Raw genomic sequence first — 13,095 nt, 5'->3', positions numbered from 1 at the left:
TCAGCGAGGTGGCATTATAGAGATTGCGATCACATTGGCAAGCCCTTTTTCTCGTTTTTTTTGATTTTTTTATCGTTTGGGTGTTTTTTATTCTAAAAGGCGAGTTTTCACTACTATTCTACCTCCATACACCCTGTAATCGCCCTGAATAAGGAAAAAAGATGAGCTCAATGAGAAGCTACAAAGGTATAAAGCCTGAACTTGGTGAGCGTGTTTACGTTGACCCAACCTCTGTTTTAGTCGGTGATATCCGAATTGGCGATGATTCTAGCATTTGGCCATTGGTAGCAGCGCGAGGCGATGTAAACCACATTCACATTGGTGATCGAACGAATATTCAAGATGGCAGTGTTTTGCATGTCACCCATAAGAACGCTGAAAACCCAAACGGCTACCCATTGATTATTGGTAATGACGTTACGATTGGCCACAAAGTGATGCTGCACGGTTGTCAGATCCACGATCGTGTTTTGGTTGGTATGGGAGCTATTGTTTTAGATGCTGTTGTAATTGAGTCAGAGGTGATGATCGGAGCAGGCAGTTTAGTGCCACCTGGGAAAGTATTAGAAAGTGGCTACTTATATGTTGGAAGCCCAGTAAAACAAGCTCGCCCTCTATCAGAAAAAGAACGAGCTTTCTTGCAAAAGTCTGCCAACAACTATGTGCAAAACAAAAACGACTACTTAAATGAAGTAAAAGACTTGAACTAAAGCCCTGTTAACCGATGATGATATGGCCTTCTTCGTTGAAGGCTTCATCTTCTATTAGCTCTTCAGCCATTTCTTCTAGGTCGAATCGGTAATCAGTAAACACTTTAATTGCCGCTTGCTCAGTTTCAATCAGTGAACCACTGAGCTTTTCTAACTTTTGTTTCGTCACAAAGCACTCTATTAGTGCGCCTGATTGTTGCGCCGAAAAGTTTACCGATTGTGATACTTCATCCCATGATTGAATATCTGGGAATAAGATGGATTGATTCATCGCTTATTGACCTTCAAGGTTCTTTCTTAGTTCTCTGAGAATTTGTTTGGCACCAGGACGTAAGCCACGCCAGAGCATAAAGCTTTCCGCAGCCTGCCCAACTAACATTCCAAGACCATCATACGCATGAGCGGCGCCATTATCTTTTGCCCATAAGTTAAAGCTCGTCACCCCTTTGCCATAAATCATGTCATAGCTTGTACTGTTAGCGGCAAAGATGGAGGATGAAATAGTCGGCAGTTCACCACTTAGAGAAGCGGATGTGGAGTTAATGATGACATCATACTCTTCATCAATACTTGCCATCTCTTTGGCGCGGATAGGACCGTGAGAGACAAACAGCTCTGCGAGCTCTTGTGCTTTACTAAAGGTGCGGTTGGTAATGGTTAAAGAGGTCGGCTTTTGATCGAGTAGTGGCTTAATAACACCACGAGCTGCACCACCAGCGCCAATAATTAGGATTCGCGCGCCTTCCAATACAACCTGATGCTGAAGCAGATCTTGCACTAGACCTGCACCATCGGTGTTGTCACCAATGATTTCACCATCATCTAACTTCTTGAGAGTGTTCACTGCGCCCGCCAATTGAGCACGCTCAGTCAGACGGCTAGCAAATTGATAAGCGTCTTCTTTAAATGGCATGGTAATGTTGCACCCCTTGCCACCTTCAGCAAAAAACACCTTAGCTGCGTCAATAAAGCCATCAACAGGTGCACTTTCTGCGGTGTACACCAAAGACTGATTGGTTTGACGGGCAAACAAGGTGTGAATGAATGGCGACTTACTGTGTCCGATAGGGTTACCAAACACGGCATAGCGATCAATTTGCTGGGTCATTTCCTTACCTTTGTTCCTTACTTAGATATAGAGAAAACAGGGCCACCTGATTACAGATGACCCTATCACTATCTATCTATATAGAAAAGGAGATTCCGTGCTTACCACTCTCGGGGCGTTAGGTATCGCTCGTAAAGTTCAGCTTCTGGCGATCCCGCTTCTGGCTCGTAGCAGTACTCCCAGCGAGCGAGCGGCGGCATTGACATCAGAATCGACTCAGTACGCCCACCACTTTGTAAACCAAATAAGGTGCCACGGTCATACACTAAGTTGAACTCTACGTAACGGCCGCGACGATATAGTTGGAATTCACGCTCACGCTCACCATACTTGAACTCTTTACGACGAGAAACGATCGGCAAGTAAGCCTGGCAATAGCCTTCACCCACTGCTTTGATGTAAGCAAAACACTTATCAAATTCCCACTGGTTTAGATCATCAAAGAACAAACCGCCAACACCGCGAGTTTCATTACGATGTGGTAGGAAGAAGTATTTGTCACACCATGCTTTATGCTCTTGGTAAACATCGTCACCAAATGGCGCACAAAGCAGTTTTGCAGTGTCGTGCCATGATTGGCAATCTTCTTCAAATGGATAGAACGGCGTTAGGTCAAAACCACCACCAAACCACCAAATTGGGTCTTCGCCATCTTTTTCTGCAATAAAGAAGCGGACATTGGCGTGTGAAGTCGGTACATAAGGGTTTTTAGGGTGAATAACCAAAGAAACACCCATCGCTTCAAAACGACGACCCGCTAGCTCTGGGCGATGCGCTGTCGCAGATGCTGGCATTTCTTTCCCTTCCACATGCGAGAAGTTCACGCCTCCCTGCTCGAAAACAAGGCCATCACGCAAAACACGTGAGCGACCACCGCCACCCAGACGCTCTCCTTTTTCACGTTGCCATGCATCTTCGACAAAGACGGCCTTTCCATCTTCTTGTTCTAACTGCTGACAAATGGAGTCCTGAAGTGACATCAAGAACTGCTTTACGGCGTGCTTATCGATCGCTGACATACGTTATTACCTATTACGTGAAACCTAATGATGGCTGGCTAGCAGGGTTAACCCTGTCTTAATATTTGTGAAGTTTTGGCGTCACGAATCTCGCTGGGTTTATCACGACCGCTGGTCTCGCCACGAAGAGTGGCGACCAGCTTATCACCCAACTGCTCTTCGACTTCTTCCGTGGTCATACACGGTGGTAAGCCGGAGAGATTCGCGCTGGTAGAGGTTAACGGCTTTCCGAATGCATTACACATTTTTTGCACCAAAGGATGATCAGTCACACGAACCGCAATTGAATCAAACTGCCCTGAAACCCAGTTGGATACTTTATCGCTCGCTGGCATGATCCAAGTGTATGGGCCTGGCCAAGTGGCATGAACAGTCTGTAATTGTTCTTCAGTCAACTGAGATTCATCAATATAAGGCAAGAGCTGATCATAACTTGCCGCGATTAGAATCAGCCCTTTTTCTACCGGACGCTGCTTGAGCTCTAATAGCTTTTGAATTGCTTCTGGGTTATCTGGATCACATCCGACACCAAAAACCCCTTCTGTTGGATAGGCAATCACTTCGCCTTGCTTGAGTGCGTTGAGCACTTGTTCAAAGTTATCCACCGATTACTTCCTATTTGTTTGACTGTGTTGTTTTCACTAAGTGTACAAATATTCATTCTCAGACACTAAAGCAATTTTTTTATAAAATGTATCAATAGCGCCAACAACAAGACGCAAACGTTTGCTTGAGATAAAAATCCCCGTATAATGCGCACAAATTTATAGCTCACCTAATTTTTGCAGCTTAAAGGAGTTTGAGATGAAAGTCGGTATCATCATGGGTTCTAAATCCGATTGGCCAACCATGAAACTAGCAGCGGACATGCTAGACCAATTTGGCGTGCCTTACGAAACAAAAGTCGTGTCAGCACACCGAACTCCTCAATTACTGGCTGACTACGCTAGTGGCGCAAAAGAACGCGGCATCAAAGTTATCATCGCAGGCGCAGGTGGTGCAGCCCACCTACCAGGTATGGCGGCGGCGTTTACTAGTTTGCCAGTGCTTGGGGTTCCCGTTCAGTCTCGTGCACTGAAAGGTATGGATTCACTGCTTTCTATTGTACAGATGCCAAAGGGAATTGCGGTTGGTACATTGGCGATTGGCGAAGCGGGCGCAGCAAACGCCGGTATCCTAGCAGCGCAAATCCTAGGCACTCATGATGAAAACATCATGGCGAAGGTAGAAGCATTCCGTAATGAGCAAACGGAAACAGTTCTCGCAAATCCAAACCCTGCAGAGGATTAATCAGATGCATGTACTGGTTCTTGGTGCGGGTCAGTTGGCTCGTATGATGTCTCTGGCTGGTGCGCCACTGAATATTCAAATTTCAGCTTACGATGTCAGCAGCGGTGATGTCGTTCACCCTTTAACTCAACAGGTACTTGGCCATGGCTTGGAAAATGCGATTACGCAAGTTGATGTGATTACTGCCGAGTTCGAGCATATTCCACATGACGTGCTCAAGGTTTGCGAAGCGAGCGGCAAGTTCCTACCAAGTACGCAAGCCATCAAAGCAGGTGGTGATCGCCGTATTGAAAAAGCACTGCTTGATGATGCTGGCGTGCGCAACGCGAAATACTACGTCATTGAAACTCGTGAAGACTTTGACCGCGCAATTGAACACGTTGGTATGCCAATGGTTCTGAAAAGTGCATTAGGTGGTTACGATGGTAAAGGCCAATGGCGCTTAAAAGAAGCTTCTCAAGTCGACGACATTTGGACTGAGATGGCAGAGTGCATCGCGGCAACACCAACTCAAGCGATTGTTGCTGAAGAGTTTGTTCCTTTTAACCGCGAAGTATCACTGGTTGGTGCTCGAAGCAAAGATGGCAGTGTGGAAGTGTACCCTCTGGCAGAGAATGTTCACACCAACGGTGTATTGAGTCTTTCTACTGCGATTGATGCGCCAGGGTTACAGGAACAAGCAAAGCAAATGTTCACGGCAGTCGCAGATAGCCTAGATTACGTTGGCGTATTAGCGCTTGAGTTCTTTGATGTCGATGGGGCACTTTTAGTGAATGAGATTGCTCCACGCGTGCACAACTCTGGTCACTGGACACAGCAAGGTGCAGAAACGTGTCAGTTTGAAAACCATCTGCGCGCAGTGTGCGGCTTACCATTAGGTAGTACGAAATTGGTTCGTGAAACTTCAATGATCAATATTCTTGGTGAAGACACACTACCAGAAGCATTGTTATTAATGGATGGTTGCCACCTTCATTGGTATGGCAAAGAGAAACGTGCAGGTCGCAAGATGGGACACATCAACGTGTGTGGCGACTACCCAGGAGAATTGCACCGTAGGTTGTGCGCTCTGGCAGACATCTTAGACCCAATAGCTTTCCCAGCCGTGCAAGCGTTCGCTAAACAGCCTCAACACTAACGTTTGGCAGCAAAAAAATAAAAAAAGGGTCGCACGATGCGACCCTTTTTAATTCCTTTGATGTATTTACCCTTGTTGGGTGTGCTGGCACTTACGGTTGGCACATTGCAATTTCACACCACTGGCGAGTTTCTTCTCCACCAACAAAGTAAAACCACATTCTTCGCATCGCCCCTTGACCGGAGCAAGGTTCACAGCAAATTTGCATTTAGGGTAGTTATCACACGCGTAGAATGTTTTGCCAAATCGGGTTTTACGCTCAACCAAATGTCCTTTGCCACATTCAGGGCAAGCGTGTTGCTCTTGTGACTGCGCCTCTGGCTCTGGTTGATTAATCGACTCAATATGATGACAAGCCGGGTAATGGCTACAACCAACGAACATACCGTAGCGCCCTTGGCGGAGAACCAACTCATTGCCACACTCAGGACAAGGCACACCCAACTCTTTCACGATGTGACCATCATTGCTGTGTAGCGGTTTAATGTAATCACAGCTTGGGTAATGGTTACAGCCGAGAAATGGGCCATGTTTTCCGTGCTTGAGAGTCAGCTCACCACCACATTTTGGACACGGCTCGTGCTCCAAAGCGTGTTCATGGGCAGAGAAAAGGGTGTTGTCGATTTTACTACTCATACTTACCGTTTCGTGAAAAACACACAAAAAGACAAACTCGCGTTTATTCTAGCTAAACTCGAACTTGCCCAGATGGTTAGTGAAGAATCCCTTGTTCCTTGGTGTACAACAGCTCTTCCATTAGCGTGTAAGCGTTTTCGTTGCCAGGCACATTAAACAGCACCATCAGAATGATCCATTTGAGGTCTTCAAGCTCAAACTCACTCGTTTCTAATCCCATCACTCGGTCAATCACCATTTCGCGAGTTTCTGTGGTTAACACATTGATTTGCTCGAGAAACAATAGAAATCCTCGGCATTCCAAATCTAAACGCTGCGTCTCTTTCGCTGTGTAGATACGAGTTGATGACGAAGCCATGCAAGTCGAGATTGCAGAAGAGGTGTCACTTTGCTGCAATGCGGCAAGCTCTTCTAACCAGACAAGGGCTTTGTAGATATCTTTTTGTTGGAAGCCTGCACGAAGCAACTCTTCTTCCAACTCGTCTTGTTCGACCTGTAACTCTGCATCGCTATGGATGTAGGTTTCGAATAGATACATCAGTATATCCATCATCATAGCTAGCCCCTCCCCTTTCGAATATAGCCACCTGAAACCGCAACGACATGCCCAGAGAGTTCTAACTCTAAGAGCTGCATCATGACTTCTTGGACAGGTATATTGGTCCTGTTTGCAAGAATATCAACCGGTGTAGCTTCACTTCCTACGTTAGCTAACAGCTGAGGAAATGGCAATTCTTCTTCATCATTTAACGTAGAAAATAAATCGGTACTCTGATTAATAGACCAATCAAGCAAGGACTGTATTTCATCTAAGACATCTTTCGTCTTTTCTACGAGGCAAGCGCCATGACGTATCAACTGGTTTCCACCGCAGGCATTGGGGGCATTGATTGACGCTGGCAGCGCAAATACTTCTCGACCTTGCTCAAGCGCGTAACGAGCTGTAATTAACGAGCCGCTCTTTTTCGCCGCCTCGACGACCAGTACACCAAGCGATAATCCACTAATAATACGATTACGACGCGGGAAGTTTTCTGGGCGCGGCTTGGCATTAGGCCGAAACTCAGACACCAAAGCCCCATGTTCAATAACACGTTGCGCTAAACTACGATGACGTGCTGGATAAATATTTGCTAAACCAGATCCTAGCACCGCAAGCGTCTTACCACCGGCTTGCAACGCACCATCATGCGCATGACCATCAATGCCTAAAGCGAGACCACTGGTGACAATAAAATCGTGCTGAACAAACTCTGCAGCAAACTGACGTGCATGCTGTAATCCATCAATACTCGCATTTCGACTGCCAACCATCGCGATTTGTGGCTGAGAGAGACAAGTAGGGTTTCCTTGAACAAAAAGTAGAGGTGGCGGTGCAACGATTTGTTTGAGTTGAGGTGGATAACGCGGGTCAGTCAGTGTCAGGATATGATGATTTGTAGAAGCCTCAAGCCAGCTTAAACAAGCATCGACTTCTTTATCTGTTGAAGCCCAAGCTTGAATTTGCTTAGTTGTTAACCCAAGTTGTTGTAGCTGTTCAGGAGAGAAGTTTACGATGTTACGTGGCGTGTCTCTTGCCAGTAGCTTATTCATTTTGACGCCGCCAATGCCTGGTAAACAACTCAGTTTTAACCAGGCAGCGAGATCATCGTTATTTCGTCGATTCATCGATGGTTAATTCGTCCGCCAACGGTGACACCACCGAAATATCTTGGTTAATGGGTTTAGTACTGTTAGTGATCAGTGCCAAGCTAAAGTACTCATAAGGACGAATGACCAGCAACTCACCAACTTTGCTTTGAGGCAAAGTAATTTTCTTATCAAGCACGCCAAACTCTTTCTTGAACTCATCGCCGTCTTTGTAAACTGGGTGCGCGTCTTCTTTTAAATCAAACACACTGCCTTGCTTCAGATTGTCTGACGTGCCTTTATCAATCACCACGACTTGGTTAGTTGAACTAAAGCGAATGCCTTCGATATTACCTAGCAACTTTGCAGAACTGCCTTGTGGCGACGGCAGCGGATAGAACGTAGTCGTGAAGTCAGTATTCTCAACCGATTGATTTGGCAACGCGATATCGTTACGTAGGATTTCTTGCATTTGCGATGTAAGCTTCAAACCTGAATAATCACTCGAAGCTTCAACGAGCTCGCCTTTGGCAATCAAACGCAGCGCGGTAATCTCTTCGGACACATCGTCACGCGAAAAGGTAGCTACTGGTCGGTAAATAGCCCAACCTGTCGCGGTCTGATTGCCATTGATATACAGCACATCTTCTGCAGTCAGATACTTACTGCCTTTGCTGCTACCCATCACTTTTGCTGCTCTGTTCAACGAATCTTTATCTAGCAACCGATCCGATTGAAGGTAAGGCATCACCAAACCTTCCGCAACGGTTGGTACGGCTTTCTTTTCTGTGATGCGAGCTTTCGGGCTCAGCTTCTTAACCGGTTTTAGGCTCAACACGGGCTGACCGTTAATCCACACCAAAGACAGCTTGTCTCCGGGATAAATTAAATGAGGGTTATCGATTTCCGGGTTTACTTGCCATAAACGAGGCCACAACCACGGGCTATCTAAGTACATGGCCGAAATATCCCATAGCGTATCGCCCTTCACGACTACATACGTTTGTGGCGCATCATCTTTAACAGTCAGTGGGTTCGCATCCACATTTGCTACAGCGTTGAAAGAGAAAAGTAACGGCAACGTAACACTGGCAACGTTGCGGAAAATTCGATTCATGACCCTCGTCCTTGGTCTATTAAGCAGGAACCAGAATGGAAATTGGTGCAAGGATGCTGTCATTTAGGCTATAAAATGTCTAGAATTGAGCCAACAAGGTTTGTGCTGTTTCGGCACAGTTCAATATTTCGAGTGAATATGTCTGTATTACAAGTATTAACATTCCCGGATGATCGCCTGCGCACAGTCGCAAAGCCTGTTGAAGCGGTGACCCCTGAGATTCAAAAAATCGTCGATGACATGATTGAAACCATGTACGACGAAGAAGGTATTGGCCTTGCTGCAACGCAGGTTGATATCCACAAACGTATCGTAGTGATTGATATTTCAGAAACTCGCGATGAGCCGATGGTGCTAATCAACCCTGAGATTCTGGAAAAGCGTGGCGAAGATGGCATCGAAGAAGGCTGTCTGTCGGTACCAGGTGCACGCGCACTTGTGCCTCGCGCTGCAGAAGTTACCGTTAAGGCACTGGATCGTGATGGCAAAGAGTTCACCTTTGAAGCCGACGACCTGCTAGCGATTTGTGTTCAACACGAGCTTGATCACTTACAAGGTAAGCTGTTCGTGGATTACCTATCGCCACTGAAACGCAAACGCATTCAGGACAAGCTAGCGAAAATCAAACGCTTTAACGAGAAGCAGCAAAACGCTTAATCTCGAACCATACCAATTAGAAGGAAGTCTACCTTGAGTCAGTCTTTACGAATTGTCTTTGCAGGTACTCCGGATTTCGCCGCCCGTCACTTGGCGGCGTTGTTGTCTTCGGAGCATGAAGTCATCGCGGTTTACACAAACCCAGATCGTCCAGCGGGTCGTGGCAAAAAATTGGCTGCGCCACCGGTAAAACAACTGGCGCTAGAACACAATATCCCGGTTTACCAACCTGAAAGCTTTAAGTCCGACGAAGCGAAACAAGAACTTGCCGATCTGAACGCCGACCTCATGGTTGTCGTGGCGTACGGTATGCTGCTGCCACAAGCGGTTCTTGATACCCCTAAACTGGGTTGTATCAACGTACATGGTTCTATCCTACCTCGTTGGCGTGGTGCGGCTCCAATCCAACGCTCTATTTGGGCGGGCGATGCAGAAACTGGCGTGACCATCATGCAGATGGATATCGGTCTCGACACTGGTGATATGCTGAAGATTGCAACTCTGCCAATCGAAGCGACAGATACCAGCGCTTCAATGTACGAAAAATTGGCTGAGCTTGGTCCAGAAGCCCTGATTGACTGCCTAGTAGACATTGCTGCGGGTAAAGCAGTGCCAGTGAAGCAAGACGATGAGCTCGCGAACTATGCGAAAAAGCTCAGCAAAGAAGAAGCACGCATCAACTGGAACGACGATGCGGCGCACATTGAGCGCTGCGTTCGTGCATTTAACCCATGGCCAATGAGCCACTTTGAGGCGGCAGAAAACAGCATCAAAGTATGGCAAAGCCGTGTGGCAGAGCAAACCAGTGACAAGCCAGCCGGCACCATCGTACAAGCAGATAAAACCGGTATTTATGTTGCGACAGGCAACGGCGTACTGGTGCTAGAGCAACTGCAAGTTCCTGGCAAAAAAGCCATGTCAGTTCAGGATATTCTGAACTCGCGTGCGGCTTGGTTTGAAGTGGGCACTCTGCTGGTTTAAGCCATACTAGGGGTTATTATCCCCAATTATACGAACTTTTAGAGGGCAGAGATGCCCTCCTTTACTTTAAGGTACTCATCATGAATGTTCGCGCTGCGGCTGCTAACGTCCTGTATCTTGTCGTCGACAAGGGCCACTCACTTTCAAGCGCTCTTCCAGCGGCTCAACAAACGGTACGACCTCGTGACCACGCTCTGTTACAAGAGATCTGTTACGGTGCGCTACGTTACCTCCCTCGCCTAGAAATGATCGCAAACCAGTTGATGGATAAGCCGCTCAAAGGCAAACAACGTGTATTCCATCACCTAATTCTGGTTGGTATTTACCAACTGAGCTTCATGCGTATTCCTGCGCACGCAGCAGTCGGTGAAACGGTTGAAGGCACTAAAGAGCTGAAAGGTCCTCGTCTGCGTGGTTTGATTAACGCGGTATTGCGTAACTACCAGCGCAACCAAGAAGAACTCGACCAAATGGCCGTCAGCAACAACGCTGGCAAGTACGGTCACCCAAGCTGGTTACTAAAACTGCTGCAAGAGGCCTACCCACAGCAATGGGAAAGCATTGTTGATGCGAACAACCAAAAAGCACCAATGTGGCTGCGTGTGAACCATCAACACCACACTCGTGATGAATACCTTGCGCTGCTCAAAAATGAAAACATTGATAGCACGCCACACACAGAAGCAATGGACGCCATAAAATTGGCCGCACCATGTGATGTGATGAAGCTACCTGGTTTTGAAAAAGGTTGGGTTTCGGTCCAAGATGCGGCGGCGCAGCTCTCGATCAACTACCTAAAACCACAAGACGGCGAACTGATTTTAGATTGCTGTGCTGCGCCAGGTGGCAAGACTGCGCATATTCTAGAGCGCACGTCGGGCAGTGAAGTGGTCGCGATTGACTGCGACGACACACGCCTGAAACGTGTGCATGAAAACCTGAAGCGTCTCAACCTTCAGGCAAAAGTGGTTTGCGGTGATGCGCGTAATCCACAAGAATGGTGGCAAGGCGAGCAATTTGATCGCATTTTGCTGGATGCCCCATGTTCTGCGACTGGCGTGATTCGTCGTCACCCAGACATCAAATGGCTACGTCGTGCAGACGACATCGCCGCATTAGCAGAGCTACAGAGTGAAATTTTTGATGCCATGTGGACGCAACTGAAACCCGGCGGCACAATGGTTTACGCGACTTGTTCAATCACACCGCAAGAAAACGTGGAGCAAGTAAAAGCGTTTTTAGCACGTACCGCGGATGCGCAACTGCTGGATTCTGATCCCGACCAGCCTGGTCGTCAAATTCTACCAGGCGAAGAAGATATGGATGGTTTCTACTACGCAGTGCTAACTAAAACACACGCGTAACAGCATGCTAAATAGGGCGATTGGAGTGATTTCAATCGCCTTTTTCAGATACGAGAAAAGAGTATGAAGATCATTATTCTTGGTGCAGGTCAGGTTGGCGGCACACTGGCAGAAAACCTAGTGGGTGAAAACAACGACATCACCATCGTCGACAATAATGCCGACCGACTGCGTGAATTGCAGGACAAATACGACCTGCGTGTGGTCAATGGCCATGCGAGCCACCCAGACGTGCTGCATGAAGCTGGCGCGCAAGACGCCGATATGCTCGTCGCAGTAACCAACACTGATGAAACCAACATGGCTGCCTGTCAGGTCGCGTTCACTCTATTCAATACCCCAAACCGCGTTGCACGTATTCGCTCTCCAGAATACTTGGCAGAAAAAGAAGCCCTGTTTAAATCTGGCGCTATTCCTGTTGATCACCTTATCGCACCAGAAGAACTCGTCACGAGCTACATCGAACGTCTGATCCAATACCCAGGCGCGCTGCAAGTGGTGAGCTTTGCTGAACAGAAAGTCAGCCTAGTGGCGGTGAAAGCCTACTATGGTGGCCCGCTGGTGGGTAATGCGCTGTCTGCTTTGCGTGAGCACATGCCGCACATCGATACCCGTGTGGCGGCTATTTTCCGCCAGGGTCGCCCGATTCGCCCACAAGGTACCACCATCATTGAAGCCGACGATGAAGTGTTCTTCGTTGCAGCAAGTAATCATATTCGCTCAGTGATGAGTGAGCTTCAGCGCCTAGAAAAACCGTACCGCCGCATCATGATTGTTGGCGGGGGTAACATCGGCGCAAGCTTGGCAAAACGCCTAGAGCAAACTTACAGCGTGAAGCTGATTGAGCGTAACTACCAGCGTGCAGAAAAGCTCTCTGAGCAACTAGAAAACACCATCGTGTTCTGCGGTGATGCGGCAGACCAAGAGCTTCTCTCGGAAGAGAACATCGACCAAGTCGACGTCTTCATCGCGCTGACCAACGAAGATGAAACCAACATCATGTCTGCAATGTTGGCAAAACGCATGGGCGCCAAAAAAGTGATGGTGCTGATCCAACGTGGCGCTTATGTAGACCTGGTACAAGGCGGCGTAATTGATGTAGCAATCTCACCTCAGCAAGCCACTATTTCAGCCTTGCTAACGCACGTTCGTCGCGCTGATATCGTAAACGTGTCCTCACTTCGCCGCGGTGCTGCGGAAGCGATTGAAGCCGTCGCTCACGGTGATGAAAGTACATCTAAAGTGGTTGGACGTGCAATTGGAGATATAAAACTTCCACCTGGGACCACCATTGGTGCTATCGTTCGTGGCGAAGAAGTTCTTATTGCCCACGACCGTACGGTCATCGAGCAGGATGACCATGTGGTGATGTTCCTGGTCAACAAAAAATACGTATCAGACGTCGAAGCGCTATTCCAGCCGAGTCCATTCTTCCTCTAGGATTTT

Annotated in this window: 15 protein-coding genes; 7 read left to right on the top strand and 8 right to left on the bottom strand. The window is 47.6% G+C overall.

Annotated features, from left to right (window positions below; all coding sequences use genetic code 11):
• Positions 1–161 precede the first annotated feature (161 nt).
• Positions 162–710, top strand: coding sequence for a gamma carbonic anhydrase family protein (locus R8N28_RS17555; protein ID WP_033906568.1), 549 nt, complete (start codon positions 162–164; stop codon positions 708–710).
• Positions 711–717: 7 nt separating this feature from the next.
• Here R8N28_RS17555 and R8N28_RS17550 read toward each other — a convergent pair whose 3' ends face one another.
• The 4 genes from R8N28_RS17550 to R8N28_RS17535 all read right to left on the bottom strand — a co-directional run bounded on the left by R8N28_RS17550 (position 718) and on the right by R8N28_RS17535 (position 3,442).
• Positions 718–981, bottom strand: coding sequence for a DUF1488 domain-containing protein (locus tag R8N28_RS17550; protein WP_005379090.1), 264 nt, complete (start codon positions 979–981; stop codon positions 718–720).
• A 3-nt stretch (positions 982–984) separates the two neighbouring features.
• Positions 985–1,818 (bottom strand): shikimate dehydrogenase, encoded by an 834-nt coding sequence (gene aroE, locus R8N28_RS17545; RefSeq protein WP_171345092.1) that lies wholly within the window; start codon positions 1,816–1,818, stop codon positions 985–987.
• Positions 1,819–1,919: 101 nt separating this feature from the next.
• On the bottom strand, positions 1,920–2,837 hold the full coding sequence (hemF, locus tag R8N28_RS17540; protein ID WP_033906570.1) for an oxygen-dependent coproporphyrinogen oxidase: 918 nt from the start codon (positions 2,835–2,837) through the stop codon (positions 1,920–1,922).
• Positions 2,838–2,884: 47 nt separating this feature from the next.
• Positions 2,885–3,442 carry an L-threonylcarbamoyladenylate synthase gene (locus tag R8N28_RS17535; protein WP_225467997.1) on the bottom strand — a complete coding sequence of 186 codons (558 nt, stop codon included), beginning with the start codon at positions 3,440–3,442 and terminating at the stop codon, positions 2,885–2,887.
• A gap of 199 nt (positions 3,443–3,641) precedes the next feature.
• Here R8N28_RS17535 and purE point away from each other — a divergent pair, with 199 nt between their 5' ends.
• A complete protein-coding gene (purE, locus tag R8N28_RS17530; protein ID WP_005379082.1) occupies positions 3,642–4,127 on the top strand; it encodes a 5-(carboxyamino)imidazole ribonucleotide mutase in 486 nt (161 codons plus the stop codon).
• A 4-nt stretch (positions 4,128–4,131) separates the two neighbouring features.
• Positions 4,132–5,265 (top strand): 5-(carboxyamino)imidazole ribonucleotide synthase, encoded by a 1,134-nt coding sequence (locus R8N28_RS17525; protein WP_262635478.1) that lies wholly within the window; start codon positions 4,132–4,134, stop codon positions 5,263–5,265.
• 66 nt (positions 5,266–5,331) lie between these two features.
• On the opposite strand, the gene R8N28_RS17520 is transcribed toward R8N28_RS17525, so the two are convergent.
• The 4 genes from R8N28_RS17520 to R8N28_RS17505 all read right to left on the bottom strand — a co-directional run bounded on the left by R8N28_RS17520 (position 5,332) and on the right by R8N28_RS17505 (position 8,647).
• Complete coding sequence (locus R8N28_RS17520; protein ID WP_017821580.1) at positions 5,332–5,901, bottom strand: type I DNA topoisomerase; 570 nt, start codon at positions 5,899–5,901, stop codon at positions 5,332–5,334.
• 76 nt (positions 5,902–5,977) lie between these two features.
• Positions 5,978–6,457 (bottom strand): DUF494 family protein, encoded by a 480-nt coding sequence (locus R8N28_RS17515; protein ID WP_033906575.1) that lies wholly within the window; start codon positions 6,455–6,457, stop codon positions 5,978–5,980.
• 2 nt (positions 6,458–6,459) lie between these two features.
• Positions 6,460–7,569: a DNA-processing protein DprA gene (dprA, locus tag R8N28_RS17510; RefSeq protein WP_262635477.1), complete on the bottom strand. Its 1,110-nt coding sequence runs from the start codon at positions 7,567–7,569 to the stop codon at positions 6,460–6,462.
• Positions 7,553–8,647: a LysM peptidoglycan-binding domain-containing protein gene (locus tag R8N28_RS17505; RefSeq protein WP_033906576.1), complete on the bottom strand. Its 1,095-nt coding sequence runs from the start codon at positions 8,645–8,647 to the stop codon at positions 7,553–7,555. The genes dprA and R8N28_RS17505 overlap by 17 nt, the downstream gene beginning before the upstream one ends.
• Positions 8,648–8,785: 138 nt before the next feature.
• Between R8N28_RS17505 and def the strand changes: the two genes are divergently transcribed.
• The 4 genes from def to trkA all read left to right on the top strand — a co-directional run bounded on the left by def (position 8,786) and on the right by trkA (position 13,089).
• On the top strand, positions 8,786–9,304 hold the full coding sequence (gene def / locus R8N28_RS17500) for a peptide deformylase (protein WP_005379068.1): 519 nt from the start codon (positions 8,786–8,788) through the stop codon (positions 9,302–9,304).
• Between the two features lie 33 nt (positions 9,305–9,337).
• Positions 9,338–10,285, top strand: a complete 948-nt coding sequence (fmt, locus tag R8N28_RS17495; RefSeq protein WP_005379066.1) for a methionyl-tRNA formyltransferase — start codon at positions 9,338–9,340, stop codon at positions 10,283–10,285.
• Between the two features lie 80 nt (positions 10,286–10,365).
• Positions 10,366–11,649, top strand: coding sequence for a 16S rRNA (cytosine(967)-C(5))-methyltransferase RsmB (rsmB, locus tag R8N28_RS17490; protein ID WP_005379065.1), 1,284 nt, complete (start codon positions 10,366–10,368; stop codon positions 11,647–11,649).
• Positions 11,650–11,712: 63 nt separating this feature from the next.
• A complete protein-coding gene (gene trkA, locus R8N28_RS17485) occupies positions 11,713–13,089 on the top strand; it encodes a Trk system potassium transporter TrkA (protein WP_005379062.1) in 1,377 nt (458 codons plus the stop codon).
• Positions 13,090–13,095 lie beyond the last annotated feature (6 nt).

The sequence above is a fragment of the Vibrio sp. Vb1554 genome (assembly GCF_033344235.1).
Note: the sequence above shows the minus strand (reverse complement) of the source record. Positions and strands in the feature narration are given on the sequence as shown.